The organism is Shinella sp. JR1-6 (assembly GCF_004284735.1).
Taxonomy (GTDB): Bacteria; Pseudomonadota; Alphaproteobacteria; order Rhizobiales; family Rhizobiaceae; genus Shinella.
Map to the genome: position 1 here is coordinate 24,313 of NZ_SHMI01000016.1, position 21,618 is coordinate 45,930.

Annotated in this window: 18 protein-coding genes; 5 read left to right on the plus strand and 13 right to left on the minus strand. The window is 66.3% G+C overall.

The features are described from left to right. The first annotated feature begins 164 nt into the window (after positions 1–164). The gene (locus tag EXZ48_RS23300) at positions 165–1,172 is read left to right on the plus strand and encodes a calcium-binding protein (RefSeq protein ID WP_130518671.1); all 1,008 of its coding nucleotides are present in this window, start codon (positions 165–167) and stop codon (positions 1,170–1,172) included. Between the two features lie 21 nt (positions 1,173–1,193). Here EXZ48_RS23300 and EXZ48_RS23305 read toward each other — a convergent pair whose 3' ends face one another. Further along, positions 1,194–2,933 carry a response regulator gene (locus tag EXZ48_RS23305; RefSeq protein ID WP_023515453.1) on the minus strand — a complete coding sequence of 580 codons (1,740 nt, stop codon included), beginning with the start codon at positions 2,931–2,933 and terminating at the stop codon, positions 1,194–1,196. A gap of 265 nt (positions 2,934–3,198) precedes the next feature. Between EXZ48_RS23305 and mutL the strand changes: the two genes are divergently transcribed. Continuing rightward, positions 3,199–5,007: a DNA mismatch repair endonuclease MutL gene (gene mutL / locus EXZ48_RS23310; RefSeq protein ID WP_130518673.1), complete on the plus strand. Its 1,809-nt coding sequence runs from the start codon at positions 3,199–3,201 to the stop codon at positions 5,005–5,007. Between the two features lie 248 nt (positions 5,008–5,255). Further along, positions 5,256–5,492 (plus strand): DUF2093 domain-containing protein, encoded by a 237-nt coding sequence (locus EXZ48_RS23315; protein WP_023515455.1) that lies wholly within the window; start codon positions 5,256–5,258, stop codon positions 5,490–5,492. A gap of 65 nt (positions 5,493–5,557) precedes the next feature. On the opposite strand, the gene lpxK is transcribed toward EXZ48_RS23315, so the two are convergent. The 6 genes from lpxK to EXZ48_RS23345 form a co-directional block, all read right to left on the minus strand. Then, a complete protein-coding gene (gene lpxK / locus EXZ48_RS23320; protein ID WP_130518675.1) occupies positions 5,558–6,598 on the minus strand; it encodes a tetraacyldisaccharide 4'-kinase in 1,041 nt (346 codons plus the stop codon). A 239-nt stretch (positions 6,599–6,837) separates the two neighbouring features. Next, positions 6,838–7,572, minus strand: a complete 735-nt coding sequence (locus tag EXZ48_RS23325; RefSeq protein WP_130518677.1) for an HAD family hydrolase — start codon at positions 7,570–7,572, stop codon at positions 6,838–6,840. A 13-nt stretch (positions 7,573–7,585) separates the two neighbouring features. Continuing rightward, positions 7,586–8,899, minus strand: a complete 1,314-nt coding sequence (waaA, locus tag EXZ48_RS23330) for a lipid IV(A) 3-deoxy-D-manno-octulosonic acid transferase (RefSeq protein WP_023516990.1) — start codon at positions 8,897–8,899, stop codon at positions 7,586–7,588. Positions 8,900–9,007: 108 nt separating this feature from the next. Continuing rightward, the gene (locus EXZ48_RS23335) at positions 9,008–9,244 is read right to left on the minus strand and encodes a DUF4170 domain-containing protein (RefSeq protein WP_024271172.1); all 237 of its coding nucleotides are present in this window, start codon (positions 9,242–9,244) and stop codon (positions 9,008–9,010) included. 61 nt (positions 9,245–9,305) lie between these two features. Then, positions 9,306–10,112, minus strand: a complete 807-nt coding sequence (locus EXZ48_RS23340) for a 3'(2'),5'-bisphosphate nucleotidase CysQ (RefSeq protein WP_130518679.1) — start codon at positions 10,110–10,112, stop codon at positions 9,306–9,308. Between the two features lie 4 nt (positions 10,113–10,116). After that, positions 10,117–11,463, minus strand: coding sequence for a TldD/PmbA family protein (locus tag EXZ48_RS23345; RefSeq protein ID WP_023513624.1), 1,347 nt, complete (start codon positions 11,461–11,463; stop codon positions 10,117–10,119). A 110-nt stretch (positions 11,464–11,573) separates the two neighbouring features. On the opposite strand from EXZ48_RS23345, the gene EXZ48_RS23350 reads away from it, so the two are divergent. Then, the gene (locus EXZ48_RS23350) at positions 11,574–13,367 is read left to right on the plus strand and encodes a monovalent cation:proton antiporter-2 (CPA2) family protein (RefSeq protein ID WP_130518680.1); all 1,794 of its coding nucleotides are present in this window, start codon (positions 11,574–11,576) and stop codon (positions 13,365–13,367) included. Between the two features lie 76 nt (positions 13,368–13,443). Here the strand turns inward: EXZ48_RS23350 and EXZ48_RS23355 are convergent, their stop codons facing one another. Genes EXZ48_RS23355 through EXZ48_RS23365 form a run of 3 tightly spaced genes read right to left on the minus strand, consistent with a single transcriptional unit; the run spans position 13,444 to position 16,863 of the window. After that, positions 13,444–14,310, minus strand: a complete 867-nt coding sequence (locus EXZ48_RS23355) for a patatin-like phospholipase family protein (protein ID WP_130518682.1) — start codon at positions 14,308–14,310, stop codon at positions 13,444–13,446. A 42-nt stretch (positions 14,311–14,352) separates the two neighbouring features. Continuing rightward, positions 14,353–14,913 (minus strand): 16S rRNA (guanine(966)-N(2))-methyltransferase RsmD, encoded by a 561-nt coding sequence (rsmD, locus tag EXZ48_RS23360; RefSeq protein WP_023513627.1) that lies wholly within the window; start codon positions 14,911–14,913, stop codon positions 14,353–14,355. A 6-nt stretch (positions 14,914–14,919) separates the two neighbouring features. Continuing rightward, entirely contained in the window at positions 14,920–16,863 is a 1,944-nt protein-coding gene (locus tag EXZ48_RS23365; protein WP_130518684.1) for a pseudouridine synthase, read from the minus strand. Positions 16,864–16,933: 70 nt separating this feature from the next. Here EXZ48_RS23365 and EXZ48_RS23370 point away from each other — a divergent pair, with 70 nt between their 5' ends. Then, the gene (locus EXZ48_RS23370) at positions 16,934–17,377 is read left to right on the plus strand and encodes a nucleoside deaminase (RefSeq protein WP_245462338.1); all 444 of its coding nucleotides are present in this window, start codon (positions 16,934–16,936) and stop codon (positions 17,375–17,377) included. Here the strand turns inward: EXZ48_RS23370 and EXZ48_RS23375 are convergent, their stop codons facing one another. The 3 genes from EXZ48_RS23375 to ileS all read right to left on the minus strand — a co-directional run bounded on the left by EXZ48_RS23375 (position 17,378) and on the right by ileS (position 21,542). Next, positions 17,378–17,863 carry a GNAT family N-acetyltransferase gene (locus EXZ48_RS23375; protein ID WP_023513630.1) on the minus strand — a complete coding sequence of 162 codons (486 nt, stop codon included), beginning with the start codon at positions 17,861–17,863 and terminating at the stop codon, positions 17,378–17,380. 3 nt (positions 17,864–17,866) lie between these two features. Next, positions 17,867–18,481, minus strand: a complete 615-nt coding sequence (locus EXZ48_RS23380) for a hypothetical protein (RefSeq protein WP_023513631.1) — start codon at positions 18,479–18,481, stop codon at positions 17,867–17,869. A 169-nt stretch (positions 18,482–18,650) separates the two neighbouring features. Further along, positions 18,651–21,542: an isoleucine--tRNA ligase gene (gene ileS, locus EXZ48_RS23385; protein ID WP_130518686.1), complete on the minus strand. Its 2,892-nt coding sequence runs from the start codon at positions 21,540–21,542 to the stop codon at positions 18,651–18,653. Between the last annotated feature and the right edge of the window lie 76 nt (positions 21,543–21,618).

Genomic DNA, 21,618 nt, shown 5'->3' on the forward strand with positions numbered 1-21,618 from the left:
GCGCCTGCGTTGTATTTTTGCGGGCGCAGGACACCCATATTGACAGGCAAGCAGAGGTAACGCAATTTCTGGTTTCAGACGGCACGGACTTGAAGTCGCGAAAAATTTGCGACCCGGGCCGTCGGCATCGTCCGGATGCGGCTGTTTTGCGAGGAGAACAGGCAATGTCGACCATCAGCACCTATTCCACCATCGGCAATTTCTCCACGAGCACGCTCGCGGAAACGGTCGCCCTGCTTGCCAAACGCATTTCTCCAAGCACGGTCAGCTTCAACACGGACGGCACCGCAAGCGTGTCCGTCACCGTCAACGGCCAGACGGTGAAGGCCATCTTCTCCAACCCCTCGGGCACGGTCGACGGATTGGATGCCGACTTCAGCCTCATCCAGTTCCGCAATGCCGGCAACGCATTGACGCTGGAGATCAGCCTCGCCGACCTGAGCCTCAACGACTTCAAGCAGCACACCACGACCGCGACGGCCCTCGACCTGCTTTTCCTCGAAGACGACTATATCAGCGGTGACGACGGCGACGACGTCATCCGCGGATATGACGGCGACGACAACATCTGGGGCTATGGCGGCGACGACTTCCTCGGCGGCGGCAACGACGCGGACATGCTCTCGGGCGGCAGGGGCAACGATTCGCTCGCCGGCGGCGCGGGTCTGGACACGCTGTACGGCGAGGATGGCAAGGATGTCCTCAACGGAGAAAGCGGCAATGACGAGCTTTACGGCGGCTCCGGCAACGACCTTCTCAAGGGCGGCACCGGCAACGACTGGATGAACGGCGACAGCGGACGGGATACGATCGAAGGGGGCAAGGGCGCCGACATGATGCGTGGCGGCTCCGGCCGGGATGTCTTCGTGTTCAAGTCCGTCACGGATTCCACCGTCAAGGAAGCCGGCCGCGACATGATCTCCGACTTCTCGGAGGGGTCGGGCGACAAGATCGACCTCTCGGCGATCGACGCCAGCACGAAATCCGGCGGCAACCAGACGTTCAAGTTCGTCGGCGACGGCGGTTTTCACAAGAAGGCCGGCGAACTGCGCTTCAAGCAGTATGAGAGCGAAACCTACGTCTACGGGGATACGAACGGCGACGGCAAGGCTGATTTCACGATCGGCTTCTCCGGCCTCATCGATTTCACCAAGGCCGATTTCATTCTCTGAACGCCCTCGCGGGCGGTCGCCTCACGCGACCGCCTTCTCCCTGCCAGAGGAGACATAGCGGCGGTAGATCGCCTCGATCATGTCGGGGCTGACCGGCTTGGTGATATAGTCGTCCATGCCGGCATCCATGCAGTTCTGCATGTCGACATTGAGCGCCTGGGCGGTCACGGCGACGATGGGCGTGTGGGTGCCCGTCAGCTTCTCCGCCTCGCGGATCTCCATCGCGGCATCTATGCCGTTCATCACGGGCATGGAAATGTCCATCAGCACGAGGCGAGGCTGGTGCTTGCGCCAGAGCATCACCGCCTCCTCGCCATTCTCGGCGATGCGGTGCGAAATGCCCATGCCCTCGAGGATCTGCGAGAAGACGAACTGGTTGATCTGGTTGTCCTCGGCGACGAGCACCTCGATGTCGCCGACGGCACCCGGCAGCATGACGGAAATGTCCGTTGCTATGTACCAGTCGTCCGATAGCGACACCGGTGTGAGGATGTCGCCGAGCGGCGATGCGTTCTCCGAGAGAAGCTCGTGCTCTTCGACAAGCGTGCGCATGAAATCCGGGCCGATGCCGTCCGGTACGATGACCCGCGTTGCAATGCCCCGGTCGTTGGAAAGGATGCGCTCGTGGTCCGGCAGGTTGTTGTCGATCACCACGAGATCGACCGACAGGCCCTCGCGGGCCGCAAGGGCGAGGAAGGCATCGTGTTCGTAGACGCTGTGCACCGCGCAGCAATCCGCCCCGCGCGCCCGGAACTCGCCGACCAGGATCTCCTCGATGCGGGGATTGGGCGTGGCGACCAGGGCACGCTTGCCGGAAAGCGCCCGCAGTTCGTCGCCGTTCAACTGTTCGAGGAGCAAGCGCCGCTCGGCGTCGCGCACCGGATCGAAGCAGTTCTGCGCCTCGACGAAGCCGCCGGGCACGCTGAGCAGCACGTCGCCGTCATCCGACACGGCCCTGTTGCCGGCAGCGAGCGCCGTCACGTCTTCCATCACCGTGACGATGGCATGGTGCCCCGGGGCGCCGATGCGGTACTTCCGGGTGATGGCGTAGAGATCGGTACCGTCGGCGCGGATGACGTGCTCCGGCACGCTGTAGGGCTCACCCGTTTCCAGCACCATGCGGTCGGAGCGCTCGATGCGCTCGGCATTCTCCGCATCCGCCAGATCCCAGACGGAGCGGCCGAGAATGCCGTCGGCATTGGCATTGTAGATCGCGCAGAAGGCTTTGTTGGCCGCGATATAGGCGAAATTGCGATCCTTGATGACGACCGGCGACGGCAGGGTCTCGAGGATCTCCTCGGTGAGCGCGATGCGCTCGAGATCCGAGCGCCACTGCTCCTCCTGCTTCTTCTGCTCGGAGACGTCGACCAGCGTGGTGACATTGTAGCCGCTCGGCAGGCGGCGCTTGCGGAAATGGATCCAGCGGTCGCGGCCGAGCCGTTCCACGGCGTCGTACTGCTCGCGCCAGTGGGCCGAGATGCGGTTGGAAATCCACTCCTCGCGGTTGACGGCCTTGTGGCGCTGCTCGGGCGGAATGCCGTAGCGCACGCCGCTGTCGAAAATGGCGCTCAGCACGTCGCGCAGCCGCGTGCCCGGCTTCAGCGTATCGGCGGGAATGGGGAAGTAGCGCAGGACCTGGCGGCTGGCGAAGACGAGGCAATCGTTCTTGTCGTAGACGATCACGGCGGCGGCGAGGATATCGCACGCGGCTTCAAACATACCCAGCCGGATGTTCGCGTCTGGCGACGCTACATCATTCATAGTGGCAGACCTCGCCTGTCTGGCATTCCCGGACGCATGCTGATCGGTGCATCCTGCACCTTCGGACAGAGGGGAATGACAGCGGCCAGCGACGCTGAAATTGTCCACCGGGAAACCGGCCGGCTTGTGTTCATACAAACCTGCGCGCACGTTGGCAGCTTTTTATTAAAGCCTGATTAAACGATTTCAGGTCGCCGGGCGCCGCAGGGCGGGATAAGCCAACTTGCCCCTTCCAAGGCCTCGCCGAATCCGCGAAAATGGCAGCATGACGATCAGGCAGCTTTCCGAAACTCTCATCAACCAGATTGCCGCAGGCGAGGTGATCGAACGGCCGGCAAGCGCCGCCAAGGAGCTGATCGAGAACGCGCTGGATGCGGGGGCGACGCGCATCGAGATCGCAACGGCCGGCGGCGGAAAGACGCTGCTGCGTGTCACCGACAATGGCGGCGGCATGGCGCCTGCGGATCTGGAACTGGCCATCCGCCGGCATTGTACCTCGAAACTCGACAAGGACCTTACCGACATCCGCACGCTCGGCTTCCGCGGCGAGGCGCTGCCCTCCATCGGCTCGGTGGCCAAGCTCTCGCTGCTCAGCCGCACGGCCGAGGCCGGCGAAGGCGCCGAGATCAGCGTGACCGGCGGCAAGGTGGCGCCCGTGCGGCCAGCCGCGGCCAATCGCGGCACGGTTGTCGAGGTGCGCGACCTCTTTTTCGCCACGCCCGCCCGGCTGAAATTCCTGAAGAGCGAGAAGGCGGAAGCCTCCGCCATTTCTGACGTCGTGCGGCGCATGGCGATCGCCTTTCCGCATGTGCGCTTCGTGTTGTCGGGCTCCGACCGCACGACGCTGGAATTTCCAGCGACGGGCACCGACAGGCTCGCCCGCATCGCGCAGGTGCTCGGCCGCGATTTCCGCGACAACGCCATCGAGATCGACGCGGCGCGCGAGGGTGTCCGATTGACCGGCTTTGCCGGCGTGCCGACCTTCAACCGCGGCAACAGCCTCAACCAGTTCGCCTTCGTCAACGGCCGGCCGGTGCAGGACAAGCTGATCTGGTCGGCGCTGCGCGCGGCCTATGCCGAGACCATTCCGCACGGGCGCTATCCGGTGGCGGTTCTGGCGATCGACATCGACCCGGCACTCGTCGACGTCAATGTGCATCCGGCGAAATCCGACGTGCGCTTCCGTGACCCGGGCCTGGTGCGCGGCCTCATCATCGGCGCGATCCGCGAGGCGCTCGCCCGCGAGGGCGACCGGGCCTCCACCACGGGCGCAAGCGGCCTCATGCGCGCCTTCCGGCCGGAGGCGCAGCGCCCGCAGACGCCCTGGAGCCCGGCCGCCTCGCCCTACCGCCCCTTCGAGGCGACAAGCGCTCCCGCGCCGCATTTCAGCGAGAGGCAGACCGGTTTTGCCGATTTCGCCGCGCCGTCGGCACGCAGCGAACCGGTCTTCGCCCCTTCCCCGGCAACGCCGCGGGAAGAGGAACCGCCGCAGCGCCACCCGCTCGGCGCAGCACGCGCGCAATTGCACGAGAACTACATCGTCGCCCAGACCGAGGATGGGCTCGTCATCGTCGACCAGCATGCCGCGCATGAGCGGCTGGTCTTCGAGGCGATGCGCAACGCCCTCCATGCCCGGGCGGTACCGGCGCAGGCCCTGCTCATCCCTGAAATCGTCGATCTTTCCGAGGACGATTGCGACCGGCTGGTGTCCCATGCGGAGGAATTCTCCCGCCTCGGCCTCGGCATCGAGCGCTTCGGACCGGGCGCCGTCGCCATCCGCGAGACGCCGGCCATGCTCGGCGAGATGGACGCCGTCGGGCTCGTGCGCCAGCTTGCCGACGAACTTGCCGAATGGGACACGGCGAGCGGGCTGAAAAACAAGCTGGAATACCTTGCCGCCACCATGGCCTGCCACGGCTCCGTGCGCTCGGGCCGGCGCATGCGGCCGGAGGAGATGAACGCGCTCCTGCGCCAGATGGAGGCGACGCCCGGCTCCGGCCAGTGCAACCACGGCCGGCCGACCTATATCGAGCTCAAGCTTTCCGATATCGAGCGTCTGTTCGGGCGGAGCTAGAGCATTTCCAGCCGAAGCGAAATCGCTTCGGCGTCGGGTAATGCAGTAAAACAAGAATCCAGAGCATTTCCGGTGAACCGGAGTTCACCGGAAATGCTCTGGGCGGAAGGCGTGGCCCGTTCTTCCAACGCCTGCCCCTTCACGGGTGCGACAGCGAAAAGGCTGGAAATTTCGCCGCGGCCGGGATATGGCACGGTATCGACCGCGCAGCCGGCGCGTGCCCCTTGATGAGACGGATATTGAAATCGATGATGAACCGTTTTGAAGGACGCGGCAGCCGCGAAGCGAAGATCCGCTATCTCGACGGCGATTTCCAGATCCTGATGCCCGGCTCGCACGTCATCTGCGCGATGACCGGTGAGATGGTGCCCGTCGACGAGCTGCGCTACTGGAGCGTTGCGCGGCAGGAACCCTATGCCACCGCCGAGGCCTCGCTCGAGGCCGAAAAGCGCGCCGGCGCCCTACCCACGCAGAAGAAGCAATAGACCGTAGAGACTGTCTGAAGGGGGCAGATCCCCTGTCGGTCTCTGGCTGTCCCTGCCCTCTTCCGCTACTTCGCGGCCAGCCGGTGCAGCTTGCGCCGCCTTGCGCCGACAATCGCCGCGTCGATGATCGCGTCCGGCCCCTTGGGGTCGTCGAAACGGATCTCCACCTCGATCACACGGCTCTTCTCCTGCAGCTCCTCCGCGCGGCCATGCTCGCCGGCGAGGCGAACGCTGTCCTTGGCGGTGGTGACGAGCTGGTATCCGACACCCTCGGCATGGTCGAGAATCTCCGATACCTCGTCCTCGGAAAGATGATGGTGATCGGGGAAACTGCGCGTCACGTAGAGATGCGCGCCCGTCTCGGTGACGGTGCGAAAGAATTTCTCGTTGTCGGCGATGCCCGACCAGGCCATGACGACCTTTTCGGCGAGGTCCTCGGCACCGACGGTGACGAGGGTGGCCGAATGGATCGCCTTGCCGGCGCGTGCCGCCTGACGGATCAGCGCATCGGCGGCGTTGCCGTTGCCGATCGCCAGAAGCGCATTCGCCTGGCGCATCTGCTCGTCGAGCGGCGCGCGCACCGGCCCGCCCGGCACCAGATGGCCGTTGCCGATGCCGCGGCGGCTGTCGATGACGAGCAGCGCATAGTCGAAGGTCAGCTGCGCGCTCTGGAAGCCATCGTCCATGATGATGAGGTCTGCGCCCTCCTCCACCAGCTTGCGCGCACCCTTGACGCGCCGGCGGGCAATCACGGTCAGCGCCTCGCGGGCGAGCAGCAGCGGCTCGTCGCCGACCGCACGGGCACGGTGGTGGTGAGGATCGACGACGGTGGTGACGTCGAGCGAGCCGCCATAACCGCGTGACAGAAAGCCGGGCTTGAGGCCGCGCGCCTTGGCGGCGCGGGCGAGCGCGATCGCCGTCGGCGTCTTGCCGGCCCCACCCACGGTAAAATTGCCGACGCAGATGACGGGCACGGCCACTTCGGCGCGCCGGCCCTTGCGCATGCGGCGGCCGGCGATCAGGCCGTAGAGGCGGGAGACCGGCCAGAGCGCATAAGCCCGCCAGTCCGGCTTCGTCCACCAGAAAGGCGGCGCTTCACTTACCATTCCGTCCCCCGCGGGCGTCCCGGCCCGGTCTCTTGCAGCAAACGCGAGAAGTTGCGGAAAATCAACCGGGGCGATTTGCATCGGCGTTGCGGGAGCGTGGCCTGCCCCTCATCCGCCTGCCGGCACCTTCTCCCCGCAAGCGGGGAGAAGGACGGCTTTGCACGGCCTTGCCACAAGTCCCTTCTCCCCGCCTGCGGGGAGAAGGTCGCGGCAGCGGGATGAGGGGCTGCCCTCACCGCTCACGCCACCGGTCGCGCGACGGCCGCCTCCGGGAGGAGCGGGACGAGTTCGGTGATGTCGGCGAGGCAATAGTCGGAGGCATCCGCCAGCGATTCCCGCGAGCCGGTGCCCGTCAGCACCGCGACGTTGAGGCCCGCACCGGCATTGCGGCCCATATGCATGTCGTGATTGTTGTCGCCGACGACGGCGACCTGGTGCGGCGCAAGACCCGTCGCCGCACAGAAGCCGAGCACCATGCCCGGCTGCGGCTTGGTGCCGAAGCCACTGTCGTAGCCCGCGACATAGTGCAGGTAGTCCTCGAAGCCGAAGCGTTTTGCCGTCGCGCGGATCGAGGCCTCGTTGTCGCTGGAGGCAACCCCGAGCCAGTAGCCGCGGGCATGCATGGTGGCGAAGAACTGGGCAAGGTCCGTGACGGCGACGGCTAGCTGCGCCGAATTGGCGAAGAGGCCGTCGAAATGGGTGGCCAGCGCCTCCACCGTGAAGGGCGCACCGGCCGCGACCATGCCCTCGGCGATCTCCACCGTGTTGCCGGCGGCAAGCAGGCTGTCGGGCGTGACGTAGCCGGTGTCGGGATCCATGCCGCCCGCCACGAGCAGCTTGCGGGCTAGCGCCTCGTCGCCGGCGGCAGCGATGCGGGCGAGTTCGTAGTTCACCGGCACCCAGCTCTTGGCATAGTCGAGCAGCGTCCCGTCCTTGTCGAAGAGGATGCCGGAAATGGTCTCGGTCTTGGACATGACACGCCTTTCGTCAGGACGTCTGGCGCGGATGCAACCGTGCCTTCACAGTGAGCGGGTTGATGTAGGGCTCCAGCCCCTTGATGGTGGCGCGCAGCGCACCGCGCATCTCCTGCACGGTTTCTTGCCCGGCCTCGATCATCTGCTTGCGCATCTCGTCGTTGACGAGCAGGTAGTGCACGCCCTTGGCCAGCATCTCCGTGTCGCGCACCATCTTGGCGCTGCCGTTGCGGGCGAGCTGCTGGTAGGCCTCGCGGAAATTCTGCACATTGCCGCCCGACAGGATCGCGCAGCCGAGCATGGCCGGCTCCAGCGGGTTCTGCCCGCCTTCGGCAAACAGCGAGCGGCCGACGAAGGCGATCTCCGTCATACGCAGATAGAGCCCCATCTCGCCGATCGTGTCCCCGAGGAAGATGTCGGTCTCCGGCGTCAGAACGTCGCCGCGCGTGCGCCGGGCAACCTTCAGGCCCCGCGCCTCCAGCATGTCGGCGATGGCGTCGCTGCGCTCGGGATGGCGCGGCACGATGATGGTGAGCAGGCCCGTGCGTTCCTTCAGCACGCGGTGCACGTCGCCGGCGGCCGCCTCCTCTCCCTCGAAGGTGGAGATCGCCGCCCAGGTGCGACGGCCCTGAATCTGGTCGAGATAGCCGCGCAGCACGGCGGAATCGACCGGCGGCGCATCCGTATCCACCTTGAGATTGCCGGAAACGAGCACCGGCAGGGCGCCGAGCGTGCTGAAACGGTCGGCGTCGAGATCCGACTGGGCGATGACGAGCGCGAAATTCTCGAAGATGGCGTCGGCGACGGCATGGCGCCGCTTCCAGCGCGGGAAGGAGCGATCCGAGATGCGGCCGTTGACCAGGACCTGCGGGATGTGACGCTTGCCGAGTTCCAGGATGGTCATCGGCCAGATCTCCGACTCCGCCATGATAGCGAGATCGGGATGCCAGTATTCCAGGAAGCGGCTGATCGCCGGCTTCAGGTCGAGCGGCACATATTGGTGGATAACGTCCGTGCCCAGGCGGTCGCGCACGACCTTCGCCGAGGTGATCGTGCCCGTCGTCAGGAGCACCGCGATGCCGCGACGGCGCACTTCCTTGATGAGCGGGATGACCGCATTGGTCTCACCGACGCTGGCCGCATGGAACCAGACGAGCGGCCCCGCCGGGCGTGGCACGCCGGCATAGCCGTAGCGCTCGCGGCGGCGGGAACGGTCTTCCTTGCCCTTGGCGGCGCGGAAGGTGAGATAGGGGCCAACGATCGGATAGAGCGCGACGCCGCCCCAGCGATAAAGCGAAAGCGCGAAACGGGCGAGGCGCCGGCTCATGCGCGAGCGCCCTTGGTTGCGGCTTTCGTCTTGTTCGGGATCATGGAAGGTCCGGTCTCTGGTTCGGCGCGGCCTTCTGCCGCGCGGAACGGTGTCGGGAAACGCGCCTCAGTTCTGCTGCGGATCCAGAAGCCGGTGCATGTGCACGATGAAATAGCGCATATGCGCATTGTCCACGGTCTGCTGTGCCTTCGACTTCCAGGCGGCAAGTGCAGAGGCATAATCAGGGAAGATTCCGACGATATCGAGAGCGTTGAGATCACGGAACTGCATATCTGCCAGCGTCGTCAGTTCGCCGCCGAAGACCAGATGCAGGAGCTGTTTCGGTTCTTTGCTGTCGGTCATGTTTTCTCTCTTTTTATGATGCCGATTTCGGCAATGGGTTTGCGGTATTCCGCATCAAAGGTCAATGGCCGGCAAGATGCCGGGAGGCCTCGACAAGCCCGGAAAGCCGGGACAATCCGGCCGCAGCCAGCGTCTCGTGGCTGACGGCCGGCCGGTTGTAGGACAGCGCCGCGCCGTCGAGCGTGACAAGCGCTCCGCCGGCCTGTTCAAGGATGAGGTCGGCGGCCGCCAGATCCCAGTCGTGCGCATTGCGCTTCACCAATGTCGCATCGATGCGCCCGTCCGCCACCATGGCGAGGCGGTAGGCGAGCGAGGGCACATGCGAGATGCGCTGCACGCCGCCGATCATGTGGCGGTCGATGCCGTGCGCCATGTCCTCCGGCGCGGCGATGCGTGTCGGGCGGGCCGCATCCGGATCGGTTGCGCGGATTGGCGCGCCGTTCTTCAGCGCAGCACCGCCGGCGGCCGCGGTAAAAAGCTCGTCGAGCGCCGGCGCAAAGAGCACGCCGGCGACGGGGCGGCCCCGATGCACGACGGCGGCGCTGACACACCAGACGTCCTTGCCGGCAATGAAGGCGCGCGTGCCGTCGATCGGGTCGATGACGAAGACGGTCTCGCGGCTGAGCCTGCCGGCATCGTCATCGGTCTCCTCCGAGAGCCAGCCGTAGTTCGGCCGGGCGGAGAGCAATTCCGTCTTGAGGATATCGTTGGCCGCAAAGTCGGCCGCGCTGACCGGCGAACGGCCACCGTTCTTCCACCAGACCTCCGGTCCCTTGCGGAAAAAATCGAGCGCCCTGGCCCCTGCAAGCCGCGCGGCACCGACCAGGAGATCAAGGTCGGCGGTCCAGGCGGTGGCGGGGCTCGGCATGGTCTCACGTCCCGGCAAGCGTCATGCCTTCGATGGCAAGCGTCGGCGCGGCGACGCCGAAGGAGCGGTCGATGTCGCTTGCCGGCGTGATGCGCAGGAACATGTCGACGAGGTTGGAGGCGATCGTCACCTCCGATACCGCGAAGGTGAGTTCGCCATTCTCGATCCAGTAGCCGGAGGCCCCGCGCGAGTATTCGCCCGTCACCATGTTGACGCCCTGGCCGATCAGCTCGGTGACGTAAAAGCCGGTGCCGACGGAGCGGATCAGATCCTCCGGCGAGATGTCGCCGGGTTCGAGCGCAAGGTTCGTCGAGGCGGGGTTAACCGCCGTGCCGCCGCGCACGCCGCGACCGTTGGTCTTAAGCCCGAGCTCGTTGGCGGTGGAGGTGGACAGGAACCAGTGCCGGAGCACGCCGTCCTCGATCATCGCGAGCCGCTCGCCACGCACGCCCTCGCCGTCGAAGGGGCGCGAGGACGAACCGCGCACGATCAGCGGATCGTCGGTGACGGAAAGGCCCGCCTTCAGCACCTGCTGGCCCATGCGGTCGCGCAGGAAACTCGTCTTGCGGGCGACCGACGCGCCGTTGATCGCGCCGGCAATGTGGCCGGTTATGCCGCGCGACACGCGCGGATCGTAAACGACGGTGACGTTCTTGGCCGTCGGCACCTGGCGCGGATTGAGCCGGCGCACGGCGCGGGCGGCCGCCTCGCGGCCGATCTCCCCGGCGTCGCGCAAGTCGGCGAAATAGAGGCTCGAATCGAAGTCGTAGTCGCGCTCCATCTTCGTGCCCTCGCCCGCGATGACGCTGACGGAGCGGCCGAAGCGGCTGGCGCTGTAGGCGCCGGAAAAGCCGTGCGAGGTGGCGAGCACCAGGCCGCCCATGCCCGCGGAGGCCCCGCCGCCGCCGGAATTGGTGATGCCGGGGACCGCGAGCGCGGCGGCCTCCGCGGCAAGCGCGGCCTCGGTCAGCTGCCCGGCAGAAACCTCGGTCGGATCGAAGAGCTCGAGGTCCGGCCAGTCCTTCGCAAGATCGGCCTTGTCGGCGAGCGTCGCATAGGGGTCTTCCGGCGAGGCCTTGGCCATGGCGACGGCCCGCTCGGCGAGCACCTTCAGGTCGAAGCCGGGATTGGCCGAGACGCTGGCGACGCGCCGGCCGACGAAGACGCGGAGCGAGAAATCATCGCTCTCGGAGGCTTCGGTGCCCTCGACCTTGCCGAGCCGTACACTGACAGAGGAGGAGCGGCCCCGGACGACGACGGCATCGGCCGCATCCGCCCCCGCTTGAATGGCGCGGTCGATGAGTTCACCGGCACGCGCGAGAAGGCTTGCGGAATCGATCGTCTCTGACATGACTTGGCCTTTCTTTGCTGCCCCATTTATTGTGCAGTCGCACGGGCATCAAGGGAGGCCGCTCCTTTTTTGCCGCGTTGCCGGCGCTCCTTCAGAAGAAAGCCCTCCGCATGCCCTATACCCACAGCCCGTACAACGAGGTTCTGCTGATGCTCGGAGGGGCGCTGCTGGCCGCGCCGATCTTCAAGCGGCTCGGTCTCGGCACCATTCTCGGCTATCTCGCCGCCGGCGTGGTGATCGGCCCGATCCTGCACCAGATCCGCGACGGCGGAGAATTGCTGGGGGTCGCCGAACTCGGCGTCGTCTTCCTGCTCTTTCTGATCGGGCTGGAACTGAAACCCTCGCGGCTCTGGGCAATGCGGCACGACATCTTCGGACTCGGCATGGCGCAGGTCGTCCTCACGGGCCTGGCGCTCGCCGGCCTGACCCTCGCCTTCGGCCTCGAGCGATGGGACGGGGCGCTGATCATCGGCTTCGGCCTCGCGCTCTCCTCCACGGCCTTTGCCATGCAGATCCTCGACGAGCGGGGCAACACCAACACGCGCTACGGCCAGCGGGCCTTTTCCATGCTGCTCCTGCAGGATCTCGCCATCGTACCATTGCTGGCACTGATCCCGCTGCTGGCCGAACAGGCGCCGGAAGACACGACGACGGCCTTCCAGGACTTCCTCATCGCCATCGGCGCCATCGCGGCGCTGTTTGCGGCCGGCCGCTATCTGCTCAACCCGCTGTTCCAGGTGATCGCCCGTACCGGCGCGCGCGAGGCGATGATCGCCGCCGCGCTCTTCGTCGTGCTGGCCGCCGCCATGCTCCTTCAGATGGCCGGGCTCTCCATGGCCATGGGCGCCTTCCTCGCTGGCGTTCTGCTTGCCGATTCCTCCTATCGCCATGAACTGCAGGCGGATGTGGAGCCGTTCCGCGGCATCCTGCTCGGCCTGTTCTTCATGGCGGTCGGCCTGTCGCTGCAACTGGACGTGATCTTTTCCAGCTGGCTGACGGTCCTTGTCGCCACGCCCATCGTGATGCTGGTGAAGAGCCTCGTCATCTACGGCCTCTGCCGCCTCACCGGATCCCCGCACAATGACGCGGTGCGCATCGCGCTCGTGCTGCCGCAGGGCGGCGAATTCGGCTTCGTGCTGTTCACCGCGGCTGCCGCCGCCGGCATCTTTTCCGGCGGCCTCGCCTCGCTGCTCATCGCCATCGTCACCATCTCGATGGCGCTGACGCCGATCGCCGCGGCGCTTTCGCGCTTCCTGCTCGTCGAGGACATCGAGGAAGAGATGGAGGAGGATTTCGAGGGGGCGGGCGCAGACGTCTTGATGATCGGCTTTTCGCGTTTCGGCCAGATCGCCGCGCAGATCCTTCTTGCCGGCGGACGCGAGGTCACCGTCATCGACCATTCGACCGACCGCGTGCGCCAGGCGGCAAGCTTCGGCTTCCGCATCTATTTCGGCGACGGCACGCGCAAGGACGTGCTGCGCGCCGCCGGCATCGAGCGCGCCAAGATCGTCGCCATCTGCACCCAGGGCAAGGCGACGACGGACCGCATCGTCGATCTCGTGCAATCGGAATACCCCAACGCCACGCTCTTCGTGCGCTCCTACGACCGCGTGCACACGCTGTCGCTGCGCGGGCGCGGCGTGCAGCACGACGTGCGAGAAACCTTCGAATCCGCCCTCGTCTTCGGGCGGGAAACGCTGGAGGAGCTTGGCGTGGAGCCGGATGACGCCCAGGCGATCGGCGACGACATCCGCCGCCGCGACATCGCCCGGCTGGAACTGCAAGCCGCCGAAGGCCTCACCGCCGGCCGGCACATGCTGCACACGAAGCCGGTGAAGCCGGAGCCGCTGGTCAAGCCGAAGAAACTGGCACTGAGCGATGTGGACGAAGAGGAAAGCGCGTGAGGGCGGGCCATTCACCCGGAAATCCTCCCTCCGCCCGGCAGGACAACGAGAGGCATGCCCACCGCAGACGGCGATCTCAAACCGCCGACAACTTCTCGTCCAGCGCCCGCTTCAGCTCGTCACGGATGCCGGCGGAGGCGGCCAGCACTTCCTCGGCCTTGACGAAATCGAGCACGCGGAAGCGGCCGACATCGGGGCGGAGAAAAATGTCCGGTGCGCCCTTTTCCAGTTTCAGCGTCACGATGGAACGCATGGTGAGCTGGGTGGCACCGTAGAGGCTGTCGATGCTGTTGGGCACGTCCGCCGTGCCGGCAGGCGGGCGGCCGATGACGTCGACGCCGATAGTGATGTCGGCCTTGCCGAGCAGGTGATCGAAGGGCACGGGGTTCCACAGGCCACCGTCGATCATCACCCGGCCGCTTATCACCACCGGGCGGAAGACAGCGGGCAGCGCGGCGGAGGCGGCGATGGCCGGAAAGAGCGGACCGCTGTCGCAGACGCATTCGCACTGGGCGTAATAATCCGCCGTGACGACCTTCAGCGGGATCGACAGGTCCTCGAAGGTCTCCGGCAGGGTTTCCGGCAGGAAGGCCTTGAGGATGCGCTCCAGATTGAACTGGCCGACGCGGAAGCCGCCGGCGACCACATCAGAAAACCGGGTGGGCCGGAGGCTCCAGAGGCGGTTCATGATGCGGCTCGGATGGCCGATGGCGGCGAGCGTGTGCTCGCGGATCTCCCGGCCCGTCATGCCGGCCGCCATGGCCGCCCCCATGACGGCGCCGATCGAGGCGCCCGATATCAGCACCGGCCGGATGCCGAGTTCGTCCAGCACCTCGATGACGTGGATATGGGCGAGCCCGCGCGCGCCGCCCCCGCCCAGTGCGACGGCGACGGTCGGGCCGTGCGCTTGCGGCTGGCTTGCGGAAACGAGGGCATCGGTCATGGCTCAGGTCTCCGGTTCGTTGCGGCAGCGCCGGCGAAAGGATCAGCCGGGGCGATAGCGGTAGAAATGCATGCGCGTCTCACCGAAGGTGCGGACCTCCAGGAGTTCGTAACCATCGACGACGGCAGGCTGAATATCGGCGCGCTCCTCGAGGATCGCAAGGGCGCCCTCCACCAGCCAGCCGCCACGGGCGGCCGCATCCAGCGCCCGCTCGCCAAGGCCTTTTGCATAGGGCGGATCGGCGAAGAGCAGGTGGAACGGTTCCATCGTGCCGACGCCGCCGAGCGACGTCGCATCGCGCCGGAAGATCTTCGCACGGCCGATCACGCCGAGCGCCTCGATGTTGGAATGCAGAAGCCCCCTGCCCTCGACGCCCTGCTCGACGAAAAGCGCCGCACGCGCACCGCGTGACAGCGCCTCGAGGCCGACAGCGCCGGTGCCTGCGAAGAGGTCGAGCACACGCGTGCCGTCGAGCGCCTCGGGATAGGCGTGCGAGAGGATATTGAACAGGCTTTCGCGCGTGCGGTCCGTCGTCGGGCGGATGTCGTCCGATTTCGGCGTCGCAAGCGAACGGCCGCGGAATTCACCGCCGACGATGCGCACGGTCGCTTACTTCCCCTTGCCGCGCGGACGGCCACCACCGGGCTTACCACCGGCGGGGCGCCCGCCCGGTTTGCCGCCGAAGGACTTGCCGCCGGGCTTTCCGCCGAACGGCTTGCCGCCATCGCGGCGCGGCGGGCGATCCGAGAAGGACCGGTCACCCTCTGCACGGGGCTTGCGGTCGCCGAACGAACGTTCCCCCTCCGCACGGGGTTTGCGATCACCACGGGCCGGGCGATCCCCAAAAGAGCGCTCACCCTCAGCGCGGGGCTTGCGATCACCGCGAGCCGGACGGTCCCCGAAGGAGCGTTCGCCTTCCGCGCGCGGACGACGATCGCCACGCGGCGGGCGGTCACCGAAATCGCGGGCAGGACGGGCATCGCCGGCACCGGAGCGCGGGCGGCCGAAACCGCCGCGGCCACCGTCACCACGATCGCCTGCTTCCGGCTCGCTGGCGCGGATCCATTCGCCGTCCTCGTCGCGCGTCTTCAGGATGCGCGGCTTTTCCGCCCGGTCGTCGCCGGGACGGCCACGGGCCGGCCCCTTGCGATCGGGATCGAACTTCTTCGCCGAGCGTGTCAGCGCACCCTCGGCGGTGCGGCCATAGCGCTTGGTCTTCGGCGCGCCTTCGGGACGTTCGCGCGGCTCGCGCTTCACGCTCTCGGCGGCTTCTGCCTTCTTTTCAGCAACGGGACGGGCACCGGGCGCCATCCAGACATTCGACTTGCGCGCACGAACCGCCGGTTCGCGCTTCGGCTTGCTGTCGAAACGGTCCTCGTCTCGGTCGCGGTCTCTGCCACGGCCACCGTCACGCGGCTTGTCGCCGAAACGGTCGTCACGGCGGGTATCGAGCCGGGCACGGGCCTGCTCGCGACGGTCTTCCGGCTTCTCGCGCCGGCCGGCCGGCTTGTCGCCCCAGGCCGGAGCCTCGCTCCGGCTCTTCGGTGCCGGCTTCTCCTCGGCATCGACAGAGGCATGATCGAACAGCGGCGCGTCGAAATTCGCCTTGGATTCCTCGATAAGGCGCGGGCCGAGCTGGTCGCGCAGCGTGCGGCCGCGGATTTCCTGGGCATGGCCTTCCGGCAGTTCGCCGAGCTGGAACGGGCCGTAGGAGATGCGGATCAGGCGGTTCACGTCGAGGCCGAGCGCACCGAGCACGTTCTTGACTTCGCGGTTCTTGCCCTCGCGAAGGCCCAGCGTCAGCCAGACATTGGTGCCCTGTGTCTTGTCCAGCGTCGCATCGATCGCGCCATAGAGCACGCCGTCAACGGCGATGCCTTCCTTCAGCTTGTCGAGATCGGCCTGCTCGATCTTGCCATGGGCGCGCACGCGGTAACGGCGCAGCCAGCCGGTGGTCGGCAGCTCCAGCATACGGGCGAGGCCGCCGTCATTGGTCAGCAGCAGAAGGCCTTCGGTGTTGATGTCGAGACGGCCGACGGACATGACACGCGGCAGGTCCTCGGGAAGGTTCTCGAAGACCGTGGGACGGCCCTCGGGATCGGCATTCGTCGTCACCAGGCCGGCGGGCTTATGGTAGAGCCAGAGGCGTGTGCGCTCGATGCCGCGGATCGGCACGCCGTCCACCTCGATATGGTCGGCAAGCGTGGCGTTGAGCACGGGCGTATCCAGCACCGTGCCGTTCACGCGGACACGGCCCTCCATGATCATGCGCTCGACATCGCGGCGCGAGGCGACGCCTGCGCGCGCCAGCAGCTTGGAGATGCGCTCGGGCGCCAGCTCGGCACTGGCGGATGCGGCCGGCGCGGGTTTGGCGGCCCGGGCGGGCTTGCCATCGCGCGGTGCGGACTTGCCCGCGAACGGCTTCTTGGCGCCCGACGGCTTTCCGGCGGAAAACGGTTTCTTGTCCGCAGCGGCCGATGCGGCGCCACGCGGCTTGTGATCGCGGCCCGCGGGCTTGGTGCCCGGCCGTTTTGACTTGTCTTTGGATGTCATTTGTGTTGCCTGCGTTTTGCCGTGTCCTATCAGGTCAGGCGTCCGGGGTTAAGAGGAATTCGTGCCGTCGATGACAAATCGCTTCATGGGGATCGCGCTCGAGGAAGCCCGGGCGGCCGGCGCGCGCGGCGAAGTGCCTGTCGGGGCGGTGCTGGTCATGGACGGCACGGTCATTGCCAGCGCCGGCAACCGCACCCGGGCGGAGAATGACGTGACCGCGCATGCCGAGGTCGCCGTCATCCGCGAGGCCGCCGGAAAACTCGGGCAGGAACGTCTCACCGGCGCCGATCTCTACGTGACGCTGGAGCCCTGCACGCTCTGCGCCGCCGCCATCTCGTTTGCCCGCATCCGCCGTCTCTACTACGGTGCGGAGGACCCGAAGGGCGGCGCGGTGGACAACGGCGTGCGTTTCTTCGCCCAGCCGACCTGCCACCACGCGCCGGATGTCTATTCCGGCATCGGCGGTGTGGAAGCGGCGGAGATCCTCAAGGATTTTTTTGCCGAGCGGCGCTGATCAGCCCGCGGCGAACGTCTTCAGCTTGTCGCCATCGAGGCGATAGCGGATCCATTCCGTTTGCGGCTCGGCGCCGAGCGCATCATAGACGCGGATGGCCGGCGTATTCCAGTCGAGCACGCTCCATTCGAAGCGCCCGCAGCCCTCTTCCACCGCGATGCGTGCGAGATGACGCAGCAGCATCTTGCCGACGCCCGTGCCGCGATGGGCGGGCGTGACATAGAGATCCTCGAGATAGAGGCCGTTCTTTGCCTGCCAGGTGGAATAGGTCTTGAAGAAGATGGCGGAACCGGCGGGCTCGCCCGCTGCCGTCTCGCAGATCACTGCGCGCGTGACGGACCCTTCGCCGAACAGCGAGGACCTGATGGTCTCTTCCGTCGCCTCGACAGCGTCGAGGGCCTTTTCGTAATCGGCGAGTTCGCGGATGAACCGCAGGATGGTCGCGGCGTCGCTGGCCGACGCCGGACGAATGCCATAGCCCGTCATGGCTTAGAACGGCCACCAGGAAGAACCGCTCTGCTTGGCGGCCTTGGCTTCCTTCTTGCGGCGACGCTCCTTCGTCTTCTCCGGCTCGCCAAGATCGGCCTGAGCCTCTTCGGGAAGGCGGCGATAATCCAGCGGCGGATCGCTCAGGTAACGACGCTTGTCGCCATAGGCGCCCATCTGCAGGCGACGCGCGTCGCGATAGGCCGCCGTCTGTTCCGATGCGGACAGCTTGCGGTTCGTCGCGTTCTGTCCGGCAAGCGGCGAGCGGAAGGTCGTGCTGTTGCTGTTTTCATCCGCCTCGGCGCGCAGGCGCGCGCGCATATCCTCAGGGCTTTCCAGCCACTCGGGATTGTCCTTGCTGGCAACGGACTGCTGCGGCGTCGTCAGCGCGACCTCATCCTTCGGCACGACGAGGCCACCACGCGGCTGGTAGCGGATTTTTTTCGCTTCCTCGTTGTTGGGACGAATCATGATGGCGTTGCCCACGTCGTCCACCAACTGCTCGCCGGCAGTCTTGCCGGTGCCGTAGGTCGGTCCCATGCAGCCGGTCAGAACGAAGCTTGCGCCCAAGAGACCGATCAGGCCGGTACGCACCCGAATATTTCGCGTCATTCCCATGAATACCCTTCCAGCAGGGCCGGCGCCCCAAGGCCCGGGCACGGCCGCCGTCCCATGGCGGAAAAATCCGGCCAATTTCAGGCAGCTTTACCGGATGAAAACCGTAAGTGCAATTCATCCGGGGATATCGACGGCCGGAAAGCGCCGGCCGTCAACAGAGCTTCATTCTTTACGCAGCGCGGCGAAAGCCGATTTCACGCAGCGCGGCCGCATCGCGGGCCGAGACGTCCGGGTACTCGGCATCGGACCCGACATCCGTCGTGATGCGCCAGGAGCGGGCGCATTTCTGGCCATCCGCGAGCTTCGGCTCGACCGCGACCTTGGCGACATCCGCCAGGCGGAACGCGTCGGCCGGGCCCTCGCCGGCAACCACGGTGATCGCCGAGGTGATGCAGATCTCCGCGAAATCCTGGCCTTCCAGCGCGGCAAGCAGCTCCGGATCGGCGATGGAGACGACCGGGGCGGCCTCCAGCGAGGCGCCGATGCGCTTTTCGCGACGTTCGATTTCCAGCGCGCCGGTCACGACCGAACGCACGGCGCGGATCTTCTCCCACTTCGCTTCGAGCGCGTCGTCGCGCCATTCGGCCGGAACGACCGGGAACTGTTCGAGATGCACCGAGACGGCATCGGGCTTGCGCGACAGCCAGGCCTCTTCCATCGTGAAGGGCAGCATGGGGGCGAGCCAGGTGACGAGGCATTCGAACAGCTTGCGGATGACGCAGAGGCTGGCCCGACGCTTCAGCGAGGACGGCGCGTCGCAGTAGAGCGCGTCCTTGCGCACGTCGAAGTAGAAGGCCGAGAGCTCGACATTCGAGAAATCGATGAGCGCGCGGGCGATCTTCTTGAAGTCGAAGGCATCGTAGCCTTCACGCACCAGCGCATCGAGTTCCGACAGCCGGTGCAGCATCAGCTTTTCCAGCTCCGGCATATCGGCATAGGCGATCTCCTCGCCCGTATCGTGCGCCAGCGTACCGAGCATCCAGCGCACCGTGTTGCGCAGCTTGCGGTAGGCGTCGATGTTGGTCTGGATGATCGTCTTGCCGAGGCGCTGGTCTTCCCAGTAGTCGGTGGTCATGACCCAAAGGCGCAGGATATCGGCGCCCGATTCCTTCATCACGTCCTGCGGCGAGACGACGTTGCCCTTGGACTTCGACATCTTCTCGCCCTTCTCGTCCATGGTGAAGCCATGGGTGACGACGGCGTTGTAGGGCGCGCGGCCGCGCGTCGCGCAGCTTTCGAGCAGCGAGGAATGGAACCAGCCGCGATGCTGGTCAGAGCCTTCCAGATAGACGTCGGCCGGCCATTTCAGGTCCGGGCGGTCTTCAAGCGTGAAGGTATGCGTCGAGCCCGAGTCGAACCAGACATCAAGGATGTCCATGACCTGCGTCCACTTGGCCGGGTCGTGGTCGTTGCCGAGGAACCGCTCCTTGGCGCCTTCGGCGAACCAGGCGTCGGCGCCCTCTCCTTCGAAGGCGTCGAGGATGCGGGCATTGACGGCGTCATCGACCAGCACCTCGCCGTTCTCGTCGGCGAAGATGGCGATCGGCACGCCCCAGGCACGCTGGCGCGACAGAACCCAGTCCGGGCGGCCCTCGATCATGGCGCGCAGGCGGTTCTGGCCGCTGGCGGGCACGAAGCGGGTGTCGTCGATCGCCGAAAGCGAGCGCGAGCGCAGCGTGGTGCCGTCGCCGAGCTCCTTGTCCATGTAGACGAACCACTGCGGCGTGTTGCGGAAGATGACCGGCTTCTTGGAGCGCCAGGAATGCGGATAGGAGTGCTTGATACGGCCGCGGGCGAACAGGCAGTTCGCGACGATCAGCGCCTTGATGACGCGCTCGTTGGCATCGCCCTTCTTGCCGTTGTCGTCCATGACGCGCGCACCGTCGAAACCGGGAGCGTCGGCGGTGTAGAAGCCGGCGTCGTCGACCGGGAACGGGATTTTGGACGAGATACCGCGCGCTTCCAGCTGGCGGGCATTGGCCGTCCAGGCGTCAAAGTCCTCGCGGCCGTGGCTCGGCGCGGTGTGCACGAAGCCGGTGCCGGCGTCGTCGGTGACGTGGTCACCGTCGAGCAGCGGGACCTTGAAGTCGTAGCCGAGAGCAGCCAGCGGATGGGCGCAGACAACCGCCGCCAGTTCTTCCGGCGCGATATCGCGGAGGAACCTGAAGGTGAGCTTTGCCTTGGCGGCCGATTCATCGGCAAGACGGGTAGCGAAAACCAGCTTCTCGCCGGGCTGCGGGCCAAAATCGTTCTGCGCGCTCTCGACCTCGTAGAGGCCATAGGGATAGCGCGACGAGAAGGCGATGCCGCGGTTGCCGGGGATCGTCCAGGGCGTGGTCGTCCAGATGACGATGGAATTGCCAAGCAGATCGGCCGGACCTTCGGTCACCGGGAACTTCACCCAGATCGCATCGCTCTCGACATCCGCATATTCGACCTCGGCTTCGGCCAGCGCAGTGCGCTCGACCACCGACCACATGACAGGCTTGGAGCCGCGGTAGAGCTGGCCGGACTTGGCGATCTTCAGGAGTTCGCCAGCGATGCGCGATTCCGCGTGGAAGGCCATCGTCGTATAGGGATTGTCGAAGTCGCCCTCGATGCCGAGGCGCTTGAACTCGTCGGCCTGGATCTTGATCCAGCCGCTGGCGAAGTCGCGGCATTCCTGGCGGAATTCGTTGACCGGAACCTCGTCCTTGTTCTTGCCCTTCTCGCGGTACTTCTCCTCGATCTTCCACTCGATCGGAAGGCCGTGGCAATCCCAGCCGGGCACGTAGTTGGCATCGTAGCCGCGCATCTGGAACGAGCGGTTGATGACGTCCTTGAGGATCTTGTTCAGCGCGTGGCCGATGTGGATGTTGCCGTTGGCATAGGGCGGGCCGTCGTGCAGCACGAATTTTTCGCGGCCGGCGGCCGAAGCGCGCAGCTTCTTGTAGAGGCCCATCGTCTGCCAGCGGGCCACCGTTTCCGGCTCCTTCTGCGGCAGGCCGGCGCGCATCGGAAAGTCCGTCTGCGGCAGGTAGAGGGTGGACGAATAATCGACTTTTTCGGGCGTATCGGTCATGGATATGGCTATCGTCTTTTTTCGCGCGCGTTTGCGCATGCGGGGATATTGTCAGGGTCTGACGGCGGGGGCGTTC

What these genes read in the sequence shown, in the direction of transcription:
- EXZ48_RS23300 (WP_130518671.1), top strand. Translation starts at nt 165, where the DNA reads ATGTCGACCATCAGCACCTATTCCACCATCGGCAATTTCTCCACGAGC.
- EXZ48_RS23305 (WP_023515453.1), bottom strand. Translation starts at nt 2,933, where the DNA reads ATGAATGATGTAGCGTCGCCAGACGCGAACATCCGGCTGGGTATGTTT.
- mutL (WP_130518673.1), top strand. Translation starts at nt 3,199, where the DNA reads ATGACGATCAGGCAGCTTTCCGAAACTCTCATCAACCAGATTGCCGCA.
- EXZ48_RS23315 (WP_023515455.1), top strand. Translation starts at nt 5,256, where the DNA reads ATGATGAACCGTTTTGAAGGACGCGGCAGCCGCGAAGCGAAGATCCGC.
- lpxK (WP_130518675.1), bottom strand. Translation starts at nt 6,598, where the DNA reads ATGGTAAGTGAAGCGCCGCCTTTCTGGTGGACGAAGCCGGACTGGCGG.
- EXZ48_RS23325 (WP_130518677.1), bottom strand. Translation starts at nt 7,572, where the DNA reads ATGTCCAAGACCGAGACCATTTCCGGCATCCTCTTCGACAAGGACGGG.
- waaA (WP_023516990.1), bottom strand. Translation starts at nt 8,899, where the DNA reads ATGAGCCGGCGCCTCGCCCGTTTCGCGCTTTCGCTTTATCGCTGGGGC.
- EXZ48_RS23335 (WP_024271172.1), bottom strand. Translation starts at nt 9,244, where the DNA reads ATGACCGACAGCAAAGAACCGAAACAGCTCCTGCATCTGGTCTTCGGC.
- EXZ48_RS23340 (WP_130518679.1), bottom strand. Translation starts at nt 10,112, where the DNA reads ATGCCGAGCCCCGCCACCGCCTGGACCGCCGACCTTGATCTCCTGGTC.
- EXZ48_RS23345 (WP_023513624.1), bottom strand. Translation starts at nt 11,463, where the DNA reads ATGTCAGAGACGATCGATTCCGCAAGCCTTCTCGCGCGTGCCGGTGAA.
- EXZ48_RS23350 (WP_130518680.1), top strand. Translation starts at nt 11,574, where the DNA reads ATGCCCTATACCCACAGCCCGTACAACGAGGTTCTGCTGATGCTCGGA.
- EXZ48_RS23355 (WP_130518682.1), bottom strand. Translation starts at nt 14,310, where the DNA reads ATGACCGATGCCCTCGTTTCCGCAAGCCAGCCGCAAGCGCACGGCCCG.
- EXZ48_RS23365 (WP_130518684.1), bottom strand. Translation starts at nt 16,863, where the DNA reads ATGACATCCAAAGACAAGTCAAAACGGCCGGGCACCAAGCCCGCGGGC.
- EXZ48_RS23370 (WP_245462338.1), top strand. Translation starts at nt 16,934, where the DNA reads ATGACAAATCGCTTCATGGGGATCGCGCTCGAGGAAGCCCGGGCGGCC.
- EXZ48_RS23375 (WP_023513630.1), bottom strand. Translation starts at nt 17,863, where the DNA reads ATGACGGGCTATGGCATTCGTCCGGCGTCGGCCAGCGACGCCGCGACC.
- EXZ48_RS23380 (WP_023513631.1), bottom strand. Translation starts at nt 18,481, where the DNA reads ATGGGAATGACGCGAAATATTCGGGTGCGTACCGGCCTGATCGGTCTC.
- ileS (WP_130518686.1), bottom strand. Translation starts at nt 21,542, where the DNA reads ATGACCGATACGCCCGAAAAAGTCGATTATTCGTCCACCCTCTACCTG.